The organism is Streptomyces sp. NPDC001507, assembly GCF_042894765.1.
In the GTDB taxonomy this organism is placed as follows: Bacteria; Actinomycetota; Actinomycetes; order Streptomycetales; family Streptomycetaceae; genus Streptomyces.
On sequence record NZ_JBIAVV010000005.1, the window covers coordinates 582,438 to 598,424 of the forward strand.

Sequence of the window (15,987 nt, forward strand, 5' to 3'; positions counted from 1 at the left end):
TCGGGGAGCTGACGGTTCCGGCCAAGAGCAAGCAAAGTCTCGGCCCCGCGGGTCCGGTCACTGGGCGTCGCGCCGCTTCAGCAGGACGTACCCGCCGACCAGCGCCGCGACCACCCACAGCCCCATGATCCCGAGCCCGCCCCAGGGTCCGTAGGGGACGTCGTCGCCGGCCCTCGGCACCACCTGCATGATGTGGCTGCCCGCCTGGTCCGGCAGGAACCGGCCGATCTTCTTGGTCGCGTCGACGTTCCCGAGGATGTTGGAGATCAGGAAGAAGAACGGCATCAGGATGCCCAGCGACAGCATCGGCGAGCGCAGCATCGCGGCCACGCCCATGGAGAACATCGCGATCAGCGTCATGTAGAGCCCGCCCCCGACGACCGCGCGCAGCACCCCGGGATCGCCGAGGTGGGCCCGGTGCGAGCCGAGCATGGCCTGCCCGAGGAAGAAGGCGGCGAAGCTGGTCACCATGCCGACCACCAGCACCAGGCCGGCCGCCACCGCGATCTTGCTGAACAGGAAGGTGGCCCGCTGCGGGACCGCGGCCAGCGAGACCCTGATCATCCCGGTGCTGTACTCGTTCGACACGACGAGCACCCCGAACACGATCATCGCCAGCTGACCGAGGGTCATCCCGGCGAAGCTGATGTTCGTCGGGTCGAAGGAGAGCCGTTCACGGGCGGGCATGTTGGAGAACTGGCTGTTCGCGAGTGCGGACAGCAGCCCCCCGAGGGCCACGGTGACCACCACGGCCAGCGACAGCGTCCACACCGTCGAGGCGACGGAGCGGATCTTGGTCCACTCGGACCGTACGACCTGGGTGACGACGGCCATCTCACGCTCCCTTGTCCCAGCCGGCGCCCCAGGCCTGTGGCACCGGGGGCGAGTCGGCGTGCGCGTGGTACTCCACGGACTCCGCCGTCAGTTGCATGAACGCCTCCTCCAGGGAGGCCTGCTGGATGCTCAGCTCGTGCAGCACGATCCCGTTCTGCGCCGCCAGCTCCCCGATCGGCTCGGCCTTCCCGCCCTCCGCCTCCAGGGCTCCGGTCCCCGTCTCGACGACGGTGATCCCGGCCCCGTGCAGCACGTCGAGCAGCCGCTCGCGCTGCGGGGAGCGGACCCGGACGTACGACCGTGAGTTCGTCCGGATGAAGTCCGCCATGGAGGTGTCGGCGAGCAGCCGCCCCTGTCCGATCACGACGAGGTGGTCCGCGGTCAGAGCCATCTCGCTCATCAGATGCGAGGAGACGAAGACGGTCCGGCCCTGGGCGGCCAGCGACTTCATCAGGGTCCGGATCCAGTGGATGCCCTCGGGGTCGAGCCCGTTGACCGGTTCGTCGAACATCAGGATCCGCGGATCGCCCAGCAGCGCCCCCGCGATCCCGAGCCGCTGCCCCATCCCCAGTGAGAACCCCTTCGCCTTCTTCCGCGCCACCGCCGTCAGTCCGACGGTGTCGAGCACCTCGGCCACCCGCGTCTGCGGGATCCCGTTGCTCTGCGCGAGGCAGAGCAGGTGGTTGAAGGCGCTGCGCCCGCCGTGCACGGCCTTCGCGTCGAGCAGCGCCCCGACGTACGTCAGCGGGTCCTTGAGCTGCTCGTACCGCTTGCCGTCGATCTGCACCCGGCCGGCCGTGGGGTGGTCGAGCCCGAGGATCATCCGCATGGTGGTGGACTTCCCGGCACCGTTGGGCCCGAGGAACCCGGTCACGATGCCGGGCCTGACGGTGAACGTGAGGTCGTCGACCGCCGTCTTGTCGCCGTAGCGCTTGGTCAGTCCCGCCAACTCGATCATGCGGCCACGCTAAGACCGGCCTACCGGGGCTGCCAATCGGCGGCTTCGCCGGGGGCACCGTGGCCGGGTGCGGCGCCGTGGAGGCCGGTCGCGCAGTTCCTCCGCGCCCCTTTCAGGGGCGTGCACCTGGCGCCCCTTCAGGGGCGCGGGGAACTGCGCGAGCAACCACGCACGACCCGCACCCGTACGACGAAGGCCCGCACCCCCGGAAAAAGGGAGTACGGGCCTTGTGACGTCGGTGACGTCGCTGACGCCTACCGGGACTGCTGCGCCGGAACCCCGCGGGAGATCGGCTCGTCCTCGGTCGGCGAGCTGGCGGCAGCCACCGCCGCACCCGTCAGCGTCGCCAGCATCTCGCGGACGTTGGTCAGCTGGGCGTTGATGCTGTCGCGGCGGTTGGTCAGCGCGGCCAGCTCGCGCTCGGATTCCGAGCGGATCCGGTCGGCCTTGGCGTTCGCGTCCGCAACGATGTCCTCGGCCTGGCGCTGCGCCGTCTCGACGGTCTGGCGGGCACGGCGCTCGGCGTCGGTGCGCAGCTTCTCGGCCTCCAGCCGCAGCTGCTCCGCGCGGTGCTCGATCTCCGCGAGGCGCTTCTCGGCCTTCTGCTGGCGGGACGCCAGGTCGCGCTCGGACTGCTCGCGGCGCTTGGCGAGGTTCGTCTCGAAGTCGGCGGCGGCCTGCGCGGCCTTCGCGCGGGTCTCCTCGAAGAGGGCGTCCGCCTCCTCGCGCTTGGACTGCGCGTCCTTCTGGGCCTCGGCACGCAGCTGCGAGGCGTCACTCTTGGCCTTCTCGACGATCCGGACGCCCTCGTCCTCGGCCTTGGACTTGCGCTCCGCAGCGAACGATTCTGCGTCGTTGCGCACCTGCTGGGCCGCCGACTCGGCGAGCTCGCGGTGCTGCTCTGCCGCGCGCCGGGCCTCCTCGCGCAGGTCCTTCGCCTCCTCCTCGGCGAGGCGGAGGATCTTCTCGACACGCGCGCCGAGGCCGGCGTACGACGGTTCCGCGTCGGTTACCTGAGCCTGGGCGTTCTGCGTCTCGAGGTGGAGCTCCTCGATGCGCTTTTCCAGAGCGGTGATGCGGGTGAGAGCGCTGTCACGGTCGGAGACGAGCTTGGAGATCCGTTCGTCCACCTGAGCGCGGTCGTACCCACGCCGCACTAGCTCGAAGCCGTAGGGGGAAGTGTCGCTCATGGGGTTCCTGTCGAAAGAGACCGGTGAGGTGATAGGGGGAATCCTAGGGGCCGAAGCGGTGTGTCATCGAGCGGATACGTGTTTGATCTGGAGAATGACACCCCTTTTGGGTGGCTCGCTGTGAGATCGCTTGCCAAAGCCTCTGCCACAGATTTAATCAAAAGCCCCACAACACTACAGAACCGACCCCGGTCTCTAGCCCTCTGACGACTTGCCACCCGATCGGGGCGCGCCCACCGTACTGCCCGCCTTGACCCCGCCGTCCTTGCCGGCCGACGGAGCCTCGAAGGATTCCAACGCCTCCAGGACGTCCTGGACACGGGAGATCTCGCCGTTGATGTTCTCCCGCCGGCGCTCCAGGATCTCCAGTTCGCGCTTTCCCTCCTCGACCGTGCGGCGGGCCTCGCGGATCGCCTCGGCCTTGAGCTCCTCGGCCTCGCGGACCAGCGTGGCCTTCTTCTGCTCGGCCTCCTTGAGCAGCCCCTCGGCCTTCTTGACGGCGGCGATCCGGACCTTGCCCGCCTCCGAGTTGGCCTCCGAGACCAGGTCCTTGGCCTTGGCCTGAGCCTTGGCGAGCTGCTCCTCGGCGGCCTTGATGAGCGCGTCACAGCGGTCGCCGGTGGACTTCATGGTCTCGGCGGCCTCGCGGCGGGCCCGCTCGTGCAGCTCCTCGATCTCGGCGGTGATGCGCTCGCGCAGCTCCTCCGCCCGCTCCCTTATGGCGGTGGCGTCCCGGCGGGCGCCGACCAGCAGCTCGTCCGCGTCCGTACGGGCCTTCTCCACCCGCGTGTTGCCCTCGACCGTGGCCTCGGACACCAGCCGGTCGGCCTCCTTGCGGGCCGCGCCCACCATGGTGTCGGCCTGCGACTCGGCGTCCGCGGTGGTCTTCATCGCCTGCTGCTGCGCCTCGGTGAGCAGCTTGTCGGCCTCGGCGGTCGTCTCGTTGATGAGCGTGTCGACCTGCTCGGCCACGTCCTGACGGCGCCTGTTGGCGTCCTTGCGGGCCTCGTCGAGGGTGCGGTCGGCCTCCTCGCGGGCGGCGTTCAGCATCCGCTCGGCCTCGGTCTCCGCGTCCGCCTTCAGCCGCTCGGCGTCGGCCCGGGTCCGGTCGGCGTGCAGCTGGGCGGAGCCGACCGTCTCGGCGGCCTCGGCCCGCAGCCGCTCCGCGTCGCCCGTGGCGTCCGAGATCAGCTTCTCCGCCTTGGCGATGGCGTCGGCGCGGACCCGGTCGGCCTCGGCGATGGTCTCGCTCTGGAGCCGCTCGGCCTCGTTGCGCGCCTCGGTGATGAGGGTGTCGGCCTGGGTCGCCGCGTCCGACCTCATCCGGTTGGCGTCCTCGCGCGCCTCGGCACGCGTGCGCGCGGCGTCCTGGTCCGCCTGGGCGATGCTGTCGGAGACCTCGGTGCGCACCCGCTGGGCGTGCGCCGCCGCCTCGGACCGCAGCCGCTCCGACTCGGCCATCGCGTCGGCGACGGTCCGCTCGGCGAGCGACTTCGCCGCCTCGGACGCCTCGTTGGCCTCGCGCCGGATCCGGGTCGCGTCCTCGCTGGCCCGCTCCCGCTCGGCATAGGCGTCGGCGCGGACCCTGTCGGCCTCCTCCTCGGCCTCCCGCCGGGTGCGGTCCGCGGCGTGCTCGGCGGCCGAGCGCAGCCCGGTGATCTCCTCCTGCGCCTGCTCGTGCAGCCCGGAGACGGAGTCCCGCACCTGCTGGGCGTGGAGTTCGGCGGCCGACACCATCTCGGTGGCCCGCCGGTCCGCCTCCTCGACCAGCCGTACGGCCTCGGCCTGCGCCTCCTCGACCCGGTTGCGCGCCTGGGCCAGCAGGTCCTCGCTCTGCTCGCGGGCCCGCTCACGCTCCTGGTCGGCCTCCTGGCGGGCGGAACCGAGCAGCTCCTCGGCCTCGCGACGCCGCCGGGCGGCCTCCTCCTGAGCGGCGGCCAGCGTCTCGGACGCCTCGGTGGACAGCCGCTCCGCGGCCGCCTGCGCCTCGGCCCGGACCCGGTCGGCGGTGTCCTGGGCCTCCTGCTTGAGCCGCTCCGCCTCGGCCGCGGCCTCGGACCGCAGCCGTACGGCGACGGCCTCGCCCTCCGCACGGGACGCCGACGCGTCGGCGGCGGCCTCGTCACGCAGCCGCTCGGCCTCGGTCTCGGCCTGCTGCTGGAGGGTACGGATCCGCTCGGCGGCCTCGCCGCGCAGCCGGTCGGTCTCCTCGGCGGCCTCCCGGCGAATCCGGCCGGCCTCCTCGCGCGCCTCGGTCAGCGCCTGGTCGGCGGCCGTGAGCCGGTCCTCGGCCTCGGTGTGCAGGCGGGTCAGCTCGGCGGCGGCCTCCGCGCGCCGGGCCTCGACGCCCCGCTCGGTCTCCTCGCGCAGCTCGGCCGCGGCCCGCTCGGCGTCGGCCCGCATCGTCTCGGACTGCTCCTGGGCCTCCGCGCGGAGCCGTTCGGCCTCCTGGCGGGTACGCTCCAGGGTCTCCTCGGCCTGCCGGCGCAGCGTGGTGGCGCGCTCGATGGCCTCGGTGCGGACCTTCTCGCTGTCCGTGGTCGCGGTCTGCCGCAGCTCGTCGGCGTCCGCCTTGGCCTTGGCGAGCAGCTCCTCGGCGGACTTCGCCGCCTCCTCGATCTGCTGCACGGCCTCGCGCCGGGCCTCGGCGCGGATCGACTCGCCCTCGGCGACCGCGTCGGACCGCAGCTGCTCGGCCTCGCCGCGCAGCCGGCGGGCCTCCTCCTGCAGCTCGACGGTCTTGGCGCGGTACTCCTTGGTGTCGTCCTTCGCCGTGCCCTTGAGCTGCTCGGCGATGTCGTGCGCCTCGGCGCGCAGCCGGTCCGCCTCGGTCTCCGCCTCGGTGCGGATCCGCTCGGCCTCCTCGGCGGCGGCCTTCGTGGTCCGCTTGGCCTCCTCGGACGCCTTGTTCAGGACGTCCTCGGCGGTCTTGGCGGCCTTCGCCAGCTGGGAGGCGCTCTCCTCGGCGGTGAGGCTGCGGGCCTTCTCGGAGGCCTCGGCGATGATCTTCTCGGCCTCGGCCCTGGCGTCCGCGACGACCTGTTCGGCGCTCGCCTTGGTGGCCTCGGCGTCCTTGGTGGCCTCGCTGACCAGCCGGGCCACCTGCTCCTTGGCGGTACGGGTGCGCTGCTCGTTGGTGGCCTCGGCGCTGGACAGGGCCTTCGCGGCGTTCGCCTCGGCCTCGGCGACCAGCTTCTCGGCCTCGGACTGCGCCTTGCGCAGCGCCTCCTCGGCCTCAGCCATCCGCTGCTCGGCGGCCCGGCTCAGCTCGGTCGCCTGCCGGCGGGCGGTGTCCGACTCCGTCGCGGTGGAGCTGCGCAGCTGCTCCGCGTGGTCGGTGGCCTCCTGGGCCTGCGTGGACGCGGCGTTCAGCAGCCGCTCGGCGTCCCGGCGGGCGCGCAGCAGCAGCTGCTCGGCCTCCCCGCGGGCCGCCTCGGCGTCGGCCTGCACCCGCTGCCGCGCCTCGGTCGCCAGCCGCTCGGCCTCCGCACGGGCGGCCGTCATCGCCTGCTCGGCCTCGGCCCGCGACTCGTCGAGCAGCCGCCGGGCCTGCGACTCGGTGCGGGCGCGCAGCTGCTCGGCCCAGGCCACGTTCTCGTTGACGTGCGACTCGACGGTCTGCCGGCGCTCGGCCAGCTCCTGGTCCAGCTGCTGGCGGCGGGTCACCGCCTCCTGATGCAGCTCGGCCTGGAGCCGCGCGGCCTGCTCGGCGTGCTCCTGGAGGATGCGCTGGGTCTGCGCCCGGGCCTCCGCGGCCACCCGCTCCGCCTCCTGGCGGATCTGGTCGGCCTGCACCTGGGCGTTCCGCAGCAGCTGCTCGGCGTGGTAGCCGATGTCACCGCCGTCGAACGCGGGCCGGGACATGATGGTGCGCCGCGCCTCGTGCAGCTTGGCGCGCAGCACCTCGACCTGGTAGCCGAGGTCCTCGGCATGCTGGATCGCCTTTTCCCGCTCGGTCTTCAGCCGTTTCATCTCGGCCTCGAACCGAGAGAGGTGGTCGACGTCAGCCGCCGGCTCTCGCTCCTGGCTCTCGTAGCCCCGCACTGCGCGGTCCCATCCGTCCCCTGGTCGCAACCTTCTCCGAACGAGCTCCGTCCATCCGCCGAACGGGGCCCCCGGGGAATGGTGTCAGATCAACGGCGGAGCACGGGCTGCTGCCCCGACGCTCGTCCCCCGAAACCCGGACCCCGGCATGCGGCCGCCCCGGCCCTGCGAACGTGCGAAGGGACGACCGCCCCCAACCCTACCGGCCCATATGTACGAGGGTCAGTGCTCAGGTGACTCAACGGCCGCCGAAGTGACCAGTTCTGTCAGTACGCCGTGGCAATCCTTCGGATGCAGGAAGGTGATCCGCGACCCCATGGAGCCGATCCGTGGCTCGTCGTACAGAACGCGTACGCCCTTGGACCGGATGTCGGCCGCGTCCCCGTCCACATCCGCCGTACCGAAGGCGATGTGGTGGACGCCCTCGCCGTTCTTGGCGAGCCACTTGCCGACCGCCGAGTCCTCCCGGGTCGGTTCGAGAAGCTGCAGGTAGGAGGCGCCGCCGTCGGACGTCTCGTTGATCTTGAGCATGGCCTCGCGCACGCCCTGTTCCTCGTTGACCTCGGTGTGGAACACCTCGAAGCCGTACGTGGCCCGGTAGAACTCGACGGTCGCGTCGAGGTCGTGGCAGGCGATCCCGATGTGGTCGATTCGCGTCAGCATGGATTCAGTGCAGCGCCACCGCGATGGTTACGCAACGTGCCAGCGATCACACTGACGGCCCGATGACGGCACGGAGTGCCACGCAATACATTCGAAGTAAACCCTCGTTCACTCCTCGGCAGTGCAGCCGGTAAGGGGATTCGCAGCTCATGACCTCTGGAACCTCTGGAACCACCTCGGTGATCGTCGCGGGCGCGCGGACGCCCATGGGACGACTGCTGGGCTCGCTGAAGTCCTTCTCCGGAGCCGACCTCGGCGGCTTCGCGATCAAGGCCGCCCTCGACCGTGCGGGGATCGGTGGCGACCAGGTGCAGTACGTGATCATGGGGCAGGTGCTCCAGGCCGGCGCCGGCCAGATCCCCGCCCGCCAGGCCGCCGTGAAGGCCGGCATCCCGATGAGCGTCCCGGCGCTCACGATCAACAAGGTGTGCCTCTCCGGCCTCGACGCCATCGCGCTGGCCGACCAGCTGATCCGCGCAGGCGAGTTCGACATCGTGGTCGCGGGCGGCCAGGAGTCCATGACGAACGCCCCGCACCTGCTCCCGAAGTCCCGCGAGGGCTTCAAGTACGGCTCGATCGAGATGCTCGACGCGATGGCGTACGACGGCCTGACCGACGCCTGGGAGAACATCCCGATGGGCGAGTCGACCGAGAAGCACAACACCCGCCTCGGCCTCGGCCGCGAGGATCAGGACGCGGTGGCAGCCCTGTCCCACCAGCGGGCGGCCGCCGCCCAGAAGAACGGGATCTTCGAGGCCGAGATCACCCCGGTCGAGATCCCGCAGCGCAAGGGCGAGCCGGTCGTCTTCAGCAAGGACGAGGGCATCCGCGGCGACACCACGGCCGAGTCGCTGGGCAGGCTCCGCCCGGCGTTCACGAAGGACGGCACGATCACCGCCGGCAGCTCCTCGCAGATCTCCGACGGTGCGGCGGCCGTGGTCGTGATGAGCAGGGCCAAGGCCGAGGAGCTGGGCCTGGAGTGGCTCGCCGAGATCGGCGCCCACGGCAACGTGGCCGGACCGGACAACTCCCTGCAGTCCCAGCCGTCGAACGCCATCAACCACGCCCTCAAGAAGGAGGGCCTGGAGGTCGGCGACCTGGACCTCATCGAGATCAACGAGGCCTTCGCCGCCGTTGCCGTCCAGTCAATGAAGGACCTCGGGGTGTCCACCGAAAAGGTGAACGTGAACGGTGGAGCCATCGCCCTGGGCCACCCCATCGGCATGTCCGGCGCCCGGCTCGTCCTGCACCTGGCCCTGGAGCTCAAGCGCCGGGGCGGCGGGGTCGGCGCGGCCGCGCTGTGCGGCGGCGGCGGTCAGGGTGACGCGCTGATCGTGCGGGTACCGAAGGCCTGAGCCGGTTTCTTCGAGCGAACGAAAGCGAACGGAGCTGTGATGCAGGACGTCTCCTCACTGGTGGCCCAGGCCAGGGAGGGCCGACCGCGCGCGGTGGCCCGTCTGATCTCCCTGGTGGAGGGGGCGTCCCCGCAGCTCAGGGAGGTCATGGCGGCACTCGCGCCGCTGACGGGCAACGCGTACGTGGTGGGCCTGACCGGGTCCCCGGGCGTCGGCAAGTCGACCTCGACCTCGGCGCTCGTGACCGCGTATCGCAAACAGGGCAAACGGGTCGGCGTGCTGGCCGTCGACCCGTCGTCCCCCTTCTCCGGGGGCGCCCTGCTCGGCGACCGGGTCCGCATGTCCGACCACGCGTCCGACCCCGGCGTCTACATCCGCTCGATGGCGACCCGGGGCCACCTGGGCGGCCTCGCCTGGGCGGCGCCCCAGGCCATCCGTGTCCTGGACGCGGCGGGCTGCGAGGTGGTCCTGGTGGAGACGGTCGGCGTCGGCCAGTCGGAGGTCGAGATCGCCTCCCAGGCGGACACCAGTGTGGTGCTCCTCGCCCCCGGCATGGGCGACGGCATCCAGGCCGCCAAGGCCGGCATCCTCGAGATCGGGGACGTGTACGTGGTCAACAAGGCCGACCGGGACGGCGCGGACGCCACGGCCCGCGAACTGAACCACATGCTGGGCCTCGGCGAGTCCCGCGGCCCCGGCGACTGGCGGCCGCCGATCGTCAAGACGGTCGCCGCGCGGGCGGAGGGCGTCGACGAACTGGTGGAAGCACTGGAGAAGCACCGCGCCTGGATGGAGGAGCGGGGCGTCCTGGCGGAACGCCGCCTGGCGCGCGCCGCCCGCGAGGTCGAGACCATCGCGGTGACGGCCCTGCGTGCGCGCATCGGCGACCTCCACGGGGACCGTCACATCGACGCTCTCGCGGACCGCATCGTGGCCGGCGACCTGGACCCGTACCGCGCGGCGGACGAACTGGTGGCGGGCCTCACCCAGGGCTGACACGGGCCGCGCCGACAACGTGGGGCGCGGACCGTTCGTCGGCCGCGGGCCGGTGGGGGCCGATCGCGCAGTTCCCCGCGCTCCTGACGGGCGCTCCACGGGCAGGGAAGCGCCATCATGCAGCGAGCGGCGGACGGGACCTGAACCCCCGTCCGCCGCTTTCAGGTGCTGTCTGTCGTCACGGACGCCCGCGCTGCCCCCGCAGGTGCTCCGCGATGGGCTTCAGGCCCTTGTCCAGCTCTATGAGTGCCTCCGGCGACAGCAGGTCGATGAAGTGCCGTCGCACGGAGGCGACATGATGTGGCGCCACCTTCTTCATCGTCTCCATGCCGTGCTCGGTGAGGACGGCGAACAGGCCGCGGCGGTCGGACTCGCAGTTCTCGCGGCGGACCAGGTTCGCGTTCTCCATACGGGTGATCTGGTGGGACAGCCGGCTCTTGGACTGGAGGGTGGCGGAGGCGAGGTCGCTCATCCGCATCCGGTAGTCCTCCGACTCGGACAGGTTCACCAGGATCTCGTAGTCGTTCATTGTCAGGCCGAACGGCTGCAGATCCTTTTCGAGCTGGTACGTCAACAGCCTGTTGACCTCCAGGTGGGTGCGCCAGGCGCACTGCTCCGCATCGGTCAGCCAGCGCGTGGCCGTCTCGGTCTCCATGAATGAAGTCTACCTAAAATGTTGAAAGGCGAACTAGTGAGGGTGGTGTGACTGTGCGCACGCGTTCGATGTCACACTCCGCAGACTACCGCTCACAGCCCGAAGCGACGCTGGAGGTCCCCCAGCTGTCCGGGAAGGCGCGGTGCCCCCGGTTGTTGTGGACGAGCTGTGGAGGGGGTGCCTCCGCCGGGCACTCCGGGCTCGTGCGGAACCGCTCCCGCGGCCTGCTCGGCCATCAGGGTCTCGGTGGACTGGAGCAGGACCGTGCCGGCCCCTACGAACTCGAACTGGTGCTCCTCTCCAGAGGCCCCGCCGAGGCCCGTCAGTGCACGTAGACCGCCCAGCACGCCGGTCATGTACCCATGGTCGTAGTGATGGCAGGGGGAGGGGCAGTCGGCCCACCCCACCAGCGCCTGCGGGTCCACCCGGATGGGGGGTTCCATGAACACCACCGGACCGTTGGACGCCGCCACAAACTTTCCGGTTCCGATAAGGGTCAGAAAACCGGGAACGATTGATTGCTTCAGCGCGAGACTTGGCTGAAAAGCGAGCAAGTTGCCGGAGCGAATGGTCAGGTTGCCGTCTTCCAGGTCGTACGAGTTCACATCGAACGCCCGGTCGGCGAGGAGCATCTTGCCCGAGCCCTGCGCCACCACCCAGTCGCTCGCGTGCAGAGGCGAATGGAAAGACGTGCGGACAAGTCGGTCCAAACGGCCGTGCCCGATGCCGTTGAAGTCGATCGAGCCGTAGTAGGCGATCATCTTCCCCTTCTGCAGGAACCACTGACCGCTCTTGAGCTCCACGCAGAAGGTGTACTTGTTGACGTTGTCGTCGACGGGCAGGGTCATCGGGTCGTACACGACCGGCCCGGCCGCGCCGGTGGCTCCGTATGCGCTCACAGCTTCTCCTCGGACGCCTGCACGTACACCATGCCGCTGCCGCTGAGCTCCAGCTGGAAGGCCTCGCCGGAGCCGCGGCCCACCATCTCCCGCCAGCCGAGTGCGGACGACAGCTTGTTGCGCACGTCGCCGTGATGGGCGACGTAGGCCTGGGGGTCGACGTGGACCGGGCGCTGCGGGGTGACCGGGATCTCGAAGACCCCGCCGTGGGCCATCACGGCGACCGCGCCGTGGCCCTTGAGGGTGGTGGTGAACAGGCCCTGGCCGGTGACCTGGCCGCGGACCATGCCCATCACGCCGCCCTGGGAGCCCATGAACATCGTCCCCTGCTGCAACGTGCCCTCGAAGGCGAGCAGCCGGTCCGCCTCGACGTAGAGGGTGTCGCCGGTGAGGGTGATGACGTGGACGTGGTGGCCGCCGTGCCCGAAGAAGACCGTGCCGCTGCCCTCGACGGTCATGAGGGGGGTCGCCTCGCCGGCGACCCGGCGGCCGAGCATCGACATCAGCCCGCCCTGGCCGCCCTGGATGTTGGGCGTGAAGGACACCTCGCCCTTGTACGCGAGCATCGCGCCGCGCTGGCTGAACAGCCGCTGACCGGGCACGACGGTCGCCTCGACCATCTTGGAGTTCACCTCGCGCAGGGCCATGTCAGACGTCCCCCGCGATCGTGTTGCGCTCGCTCGGCTGCACGTACACCAGGCCGTCCCCCTCGAACCGGATCTGGAAGGCCTCCCCGCCGCCCTCTCCCAGGAACGTGCGGAAGGTCACACCCGACTGGAAGGACTGGCGGAGGTTGCCCTGGTGGGCGATGTAGGCGCCCGGGTCGACGGTCAGCGGGTACTGCGGGCTGACCCTGAGCACCACCGCCGGGCCGTCCGACATGATCGCCGCCTGGCCGTGGCCCTCGACCGTCGTGGTGAACAGCCCGTTGCCCTGGGAGGCGCCGCGCAGGCCGGTGAACGTCGTGCCGGTGCGCAGCCCCGCGTCGGTCGCGAGCAGGTTGCTGGACTCGACGTACAGCTTGTCGCCCTGGAGGCCGACCAGGTTGATCTCGGACGCCCGGTCCGCGAACCAGCACGTCCCGTGCCCCTTCACCTCCATCACCGTCATCTGCTCGCCGGTGAGCCGCCGGGTCACCATCCCGCGCAGCCCCTCGCCGCCGCCGCTCAGCTTCTTGAACGCCATCTGCCCGTCGTACGCGACCATCGAGCCGTTCTTCGCCTTCACGGCGTCCCCGGTCATCTCGACGGCGAGCACCTTGCTGCCCTGGAGTCGGAACATCGCCACGCTGCGAAGGTAGCCGCAGGCAGACGGCGGCGACAGGTCCCGTGGGTGGACATCATCCCGGATCCGTCCCCTAGGGGTGCGGCCGTCAAGGCTGCGCCCCCACCCCCGCGCCGGGTCCGTGCCGCCTCTTTGCCACAATGGCAGAACGTTTGTGCTCGCGTTCACAAAGAGTGGACGTCTCTCCCACCGAAGGTGACTCGTGGACCTCAAAACAGCCTCCGCCATCCGCCGCCTCCGTCTGATTTCCGTGCCGGAGGGCGTCTCCTGGATCGTTCTCGCGGCCTGCACGGTCATCAAGTACACGGTGGACTCCGGCGTCAACGTCGCCCCCGTGCTCGGCCCGATCCACGGCGTGCTGTTCATCATCTACGTGATCTTCTGGGCGGACGCCTGGAACCGCACCAAGTGGAACAAGGGCAAGGCTGCCCTGTACTTCGCGTACTCGGTCATCCCCGGCGGCGGTTTCATCATCGAGCGCACGCTGCGCCGCGCCGCCGAGGACGAGGTCATCGCCGCCCGCGCCCGCAAGGAAAAGGAAGGGGTCGTGAACGCATGATCGTCGCCTTCTCCGTCACGCCGCTCGGTGTCGGCGAGGACGTCGGGGAGTACGTCGCCGACGCCGTCCGGGTGGTCCGCGAGTCCGGGCTGCCCAACCGCACCGACGCCATGTTCACCTCGATCGAGGGCGAGTGGGACGAGGTCATGGAGGTCGTCAGGCGCGCCGTCGCCGCCGTCGAGGCGCGCGCCCCGCGCGTCTCCCTGGTCCTCAAGGCGGACATCCGGCCCGGTGTCACGGACGGACTCACCAGCAAGGTGGCGACGGTCGAGCAGCACCTCGCCCAGTAGCCGCAGCGGCAGAAGAAGACCCGGCGGAAGGAAACCCCGGCCCCTCGCGGCCGGGGTTTCTCGTCCCCAGTGATTGAGCGGTCGCTCAAAACCGGGTACCGTGACCGCCGAAGGGTTTGAGCGATCGCTCAAAGAACCCTCGAAGGACCAGGTGACGGGGGTACACCACCAATGGGTCTCTACATAGAGGCGCACATCCGAGCCGACCTCGACGAACTGTGGGCCCGCACCCAGGACCCGGCCCGGCACCAACGCTGGGACCTGAGGTTCACCGAGATCGACCACCTGCCGCGCGCGGCGGGCGAGCCGCAGCGCTTCCGCTACGCCACCCGCGTGCTCCCGTTCCTGACGATCGCCGGCACCGGCGTCTCGGCGGGGGAGAAGGAGCGCCCCGACGGCACCCGCACCTCGGCCCTGCGCTTCGCCTCCCGCCACCCCCTCTCGCTGCTCGCCGAGGGCAGCGGCTACTGGCGCTACATCCCGGTCGGCGACGGCGTCCGCTTCCTCACCGGCTACGACTACCGGCCCCGCTGGGGTGCCTTCGGGGTGCTCGCCGACCGGCTGGTGCTCCGCCCGATCATGGGCTGGGCGACCGCCTGGTCCTTCGACCGGCTGCGGCTGTGGCTGGAACGCGGGATCACCCCGGAACGGGCGCGGTGGAACTGGCTCGCCGAGCTGGCGGCCCGCGCCCTGACGATCGCCGGCTGCGCCGCAGGCCTGGGCCGGGGGCCGGTCCTCGGCGCGCTCTCGCCCGCCGTCGCCTTCCTGGTCCCGCTCCTCCTCGTGGTCGCTCTCTCGCTGGCCCTCCTCGCGGCCCCGCTCGCGACCACCCCCGCCGCCCGCCGCTGCCTGCGCGCCCCGTCGGCGAAGGTCACCGCCCCTCGTGTCCTGCACACCCTGGAGAAGCAGTCGTGACCTCGATGTTCCGCACGGTCATGGGGCCGGACTTCGACCGGCTGCACCCCGAGCTCCGGCGGCGCTTCTCGGTCGGCCTGGCGAGCGGCGAGGCCTGCACCGGCCACGGCGTGATGGAGCGCATCTGGCACGGGCCGACGTTCGTGAAGCCGTTCCTGGTGCTGGGCGCCACCCGCAACATCCTGGTCCCGCAGGCCGGGCGGAACGTGCCCTTCAAGATCGAGAATGTGCCCTACACGGACACCTACGGCCGTGAGACGGTGAGCTTCGTGCGCACCTTCGACCTGCCCGGCCGCCCCCGCCGCTTCGACGCCCAGATGGTGCTCAGTCCCAAGGGCGACCGCATCCTGGACTACCTCGGCACCCACCAGCACCTCGCCAGCGAGCTGCACTTCCGTGCCGAGGCCGACGGCTCCCTGCTGATCCGCTCCGGCGAACACCGGTTCAGGGAGGGCCCGGTGGACGTCCGGGTCCCCGAACTCGTCGGCGCCACCGCCGAGGTACGCGAGTCCTACGACGACCAAACCGGCCGGTTCCGGGTCCGGGTGCGGGTCGTGAACCGGTACTTCGGGCCGCTCTTCGGCTACCAGGGCTCCTTCGAGGCGTCGTACGCCGACATCCACGGCTGCGGGGTGCGCCCCGGGCTGCGGCCGGTCCGTGAGGAGTCGCGCGCGTGAGCCCGGAGACCGCCAAGTCCCTGGAGACCAAGAACAAGCTGCTGGAGGGTGCGCTGCGGACGCTCACCGAGCAGGGGATCGCCAAGACCTCGGCCCGTACCGTGGCGGCGGCGGCCGGGGTCAACCAGGCGCTGGTCTTCTACCACTTCGGATCCGTGGACGAACTCCTCTCCGCCGCCTGCCGGTACGGCGCCGAGCAGGCCGTCGCCCGCTTCCGCCCCCGGCTCGCCGCGGTCCGCTCTCTCTCCGAACTCCTCACCGTGGGCCGGCAGATCCACGAGGAGGCCCGCGCCGGCGGCCATGTCGCCCTGCTCGGGCAGCTGCTGGCCGGCGCCCAGACCCACGAGGCGCTCGGGCCGGCCACGGCGGCCGGGCTCGACCTGTGGATCGCCGAGATGGAGGAGGTGCTCGTCCGGGTCCTCGCGGCAACCCCGTTCGGCGAGTTCGCCGACCCGGCCGGGCTCGCCCGCGCGGTCGCCGCGTCCTTCGTCGGCATCGAGCTGTACGAGGGCGTCGACACGGCCGGCGCGCATGCGGCCCTGGACGCCCTCGAACAACTCGGTGCGATGGTCGCCGCGCTGGACGAGCTCGGCCCGGTGGCCCAGCGCGCGGTCCGGCACCATCTGCGGCGGGCCGGCCGTAACTAGGGGCGCCAGCGGAGGCAGGGC

16 protein-coding genes are annotated in these 15,987 nt (G+C 71.1%); 7 read left to right on the forward strand and 9 right to left on the reverse strand.

What is annotated here, in order from left to right; genetic code table 11:
- Positions 1 to 57: 57 nt before the first annotated feature.
- The 5 genes from ACFY0K_RS19905 to mce form a co-directional block, all read right to left on the reverse strand.
- Positions 58 to 834: an ABC transporter permease gene (locus ACFY0K_RS19905; protein ID WP_390640921.1), complete on the reverse strand. Its 777-nt coding sequence runs from the start codon at positions 832 to 834 to the stop codon at positions 58 to 60.
- Between the two features lies 1 nt (position 835).
- Positions 836 to 1,792, reverse strand: a complete 957-nt coding sequence (locus tag ACFY0K_RS19910) for an ATP-binding cassette domain-containing protein (RefSeq protein WP_390640922.1) — start codon at positions 1,790 to 1,792, stop codon at positions 836 to 838.
- A 254-nt stretch (positions 1,793 to 2,046) separates the two neighbouring features.
- Positions 2,047 to 2,982, reverse strand: coding sequence for a cellulose-binding protein (locus tag ACFY0K_RS19915; protein ID WP_390640923.1), 936 nt, complete (start codon positions 2,980 to 2,982; stop codon positions 2,047 to 2,049).
- A gap of 195 nt (positions 2,983 to 3,177) precedes the next feature.
- Entirely contained in the window at positions 3,178 to 7,026 is a 3,849-nt protein-coding gene (gene scy / locus ACFY0K_RS19920; RefSeq protein WP_351962303.1) for a polarized growth protein Scy, read from the reverse strand.
- Between the two features lie 222 nt (positions 7,027 to 7,248).
- Positions 7,249 to 7,689 carry a methylmalonyl-CoA epimerase gene (gene mce / locus ACFY0K_RS19925; protein WP_123974084.1) on the reverse strand — a complete coding sequence of 147 codons (441 nt, stop codon included), beginning with the start codon at positions 7,687 to 7,689 and terminating at the stop codon, positions 7,249 to 7,251.
- Positions 7,690 to 7,838: 149 nt separating this feature from the next.
- Between mce and ACFY0K_RS19930 the strand changes: the two genes are divergently transcribed.
- Entirely contained in the window at positions 7,839 to 9,044 is a 1,206-nt protein-coding gene (locus tag ACFY0K_RS19930; protein ID WP_390640924.1) for an acetyl-CoA C-acetyltransferase, read from the forward strand.
- Positions 9,045 to 9,083: 39 nt separating this feature from the next.
- A complete protein-coding gene (meaB, locus tag ACFY0K_RS19935; RefSeq protein ID WP_351962302.1) occupies positions 9,084 to 10,040 on the forward strand; it encodes a methylmalonyl Co-A mutase-associated GTPase MeaB in 957 nt (318 codons plus the stop codon).
- 178 nt (positions 10,041 to 10,218) lie between these two features.
- Here meaB and ACFY0K_RS19940 read toward each other — a convergent pair whose 3' ends face one another.
- From ACFY0K_RS19940 to ACFY0K_RS19955, 4 genes are all read right to left on the reverse strand, one after another.
- Positions 10,219 to 10,695, reverse strand: a complete 477-nt coding sequence (locus ACFY0K_RS19940; RefSeq protein ID WP_089098733.1) for a MarR family winged helix-turn-helix transcriptional regulator — start codon at positions 10,693 to 10,695, stop codon at positions 10,219 to 10,221.
- 92 nt (positions 10,696 to 10,787) lie between these two features.
- On the reverse strand, positions 10,788 to 11,543 hold the full coding sequence (locus ACFY0K_RS19945) for an AIM24 family protein (RefSeq protein WP_390640974.1): 756 nt from the start codon (positions 11,541 to 11,543) through the stop codon (positions 10,788 to 10,790).
- Between the two features lie 47 nt (positions 11,544 to 11,590).
- The gene (locus tag ACFY0K_RS19950) at positions 11,591 to 12,241 is read right to left on the reverse strand and encodes an AIM24 family protein (protein WP_390640925.1); all 651 of its coding nucleotides are present in this window, start codon (positions 12,239 to 12,241) and stop codon (positions 11,591 to 11,593) included.
- A 1-nt stretch (position 12,242) separates the two neighbouring features.
- Positions 12,243 to 12,875: an AIM24 family protein gene (locus tag ACFY0K_RS19955; RefSeq protein WP_093499030.1), complete on the reverse strand. Its 633-nt coding sequence runs from the start codon at positions 12,873 to 12,875 to the stop codon at positions 12,243 to 12,245.
- Between the two features lie 205 nt (positions 12,876 to 13,080).
- Between ACFY0K_RS19955 and ACFY0K_RS19960 the strand changes: the two genes are divergently transcribed.
- The 5 genes from ACFY0K_RS19960 to ACFY0K_RS19980 all read left to right on the forward strand — a co-directional run bounded on the left by ACFY0K_RS19960 (position 13,081) and on the right by ACFY0K_RS19980 (position 15,966).
- Entirely contained in the window at positions 13,081 to 13,437 is a 357-nt protein-coding gene (locus ACFY0K_RS19960; RefSeq protein WP_390640926.1) for a DUF3817 domain-containing protein, read from the forward strand.
- Positions 13,434 to 13,727 carry an MTH1187 family thiamine-binding protein gene (locus ACFY0K_RS19965; RefSeq protein WP_390640927.1) on the forward strand — a complete coding sequence of 98 codons (294 nt, stop codon included), beginning with the start codon at positions 13,434 to 13,436 and terminating at the stop codon, positions 13,725 to 13,727. The genes ACFY0K_RS19960 and ACFY0K_RS19965 overlap by 4 nt, the downstream gene beginning before the upstream one ends.
- Before the next feature lie 171 nt (positions 13,728 to 13,898).
- On the forward strand, positions 13,899 to 14,642 hold the full coding sequence (locus ACFY0K_RS19970) for a hypothetical protein (protein ID WP_390640928.1): 744 nt from the start codon (positions 13,899 to 13,901) through the stop codon (positions 14,640 to 14,642).
- Positions 14,639 to 15,319 (forward strand): DUF4166 domain-containing protein, encoded by a 681-nt coding sequence (locus tag ACFY0K_RS19975; protein WP_390640929.1) that lies wholly within the window; start codon positions 14,639 to 14,641, stop codon positions 15,317 to 15,319. Before ACFY0K_RS19970 ends, ACFY0K_RS19975 begins: the two co-directional genes overlap by 4 nt.
- Positions 15,316 to 15,966 (forward strand): TetR/AcrR family transcriptional regulator, encoded by a 651-nt coding sequence (locus tag ACFY0K_RS19980; protein WP_390640930.1) that lies wholly within the window; start codon positions 15,316 to 15,318, stop codon positions 15,964 to 15,966. The genes ACFY0K_RS19975 and ACFY0K_RS19980 overlap by 4 nt, the downstream gene beginning before the upstream one ends.
- The last annotated feature ends 21 nt before the right edge of the window (positions 15,967 to 15,987 follow it).

Bases quoted from the DNA above. Each gene is read 5' to 3' on its own strand.
- ACFY0K_RS19905 (WP_390640921.1), bottom strand. From the start codon at position 834: ATGGCCGTCGTCACCCAGGTCGTACGGTCCGAGTGGACCAAGATCCGC.
- ACFY0K_RS19910 (WP_390640922.1), bottom strand. From the start codon at position 1,792: ATGATCGAGTTGGCGGGACTGACCAAGCGCTACGGCGACAAGACGGCG.
- ACFY0K_RS19915 (WP_390640923.1), bottom strand. From the start codon at position 2,982: ATGAGCGACACTTCCCCCTACGGCTTCGAGCTAGTGCGGCGTGGGTAC.
- mce (WP_123974084.1), bottom strand. From the start codon at position 7,689: ATGCTGACGCGAATCGACCACATCGGGATCGCCTGCCACGACCTCGAC.
- ACFY0K_RS19930 (WP_390640924.1), top strand. From the start codon at position 7,839: ATGACCTCTGGAACCTCTGGAACCACCTCGGTGATCGTCGCGGGCGCG.
- meaB (WP_351962302.1), top strand. From the start codon at position 9,084: ATGCAGGACGTCTCCTCACTGGTGGCCCAGGCCAGGGAGGGCCGACCG.
- ACFY0K_RS19940 (WP_089098733.1), bottom strand. From the start codon at position 10,695: ATGGAGACCGAGACGGCCACGCGCTGGCTGACCGATGCGGAGCAGTGC.
- ACFY0K_RS19945 (WP_390640974.1), bottom strand. From the start codon at position 11,543: ATGACCCTGCCCGTCGACGACAACGTCAACAAGTACACCTTCTGCGTG.
- ACFY0K_RS19950 (WP_390640925.1), bottom strand. From the start codon at position 12,241: ATGGCCCTGCGCGAGGTGAACTCCAAGATGGTCGAGGCGACCGTCGTG.
- ACFY0K_RS19955 (WP_093499030.1), bottom strand. From the start codon at position 12,875: ATGTTCCGACTCCAGGGCAGCAAGGTGCTCGCCGTCGAGATGACCGGG.
- ACFY0K_RS19965 (WP_390640927.1), top strand. From the start codon at position 13,434: ATGATCGTCGCCTTCTCCGTCACGCCGCTCGGTGTCGGCGAGGACGTC.
- ACFY0K_RS19970 (WP_390640928.1), top strand. From the start codon at position 13,899: ATGGGTCTCTACATAGAGGCGCACATCCGAGCCGACCTCGACGAACTG.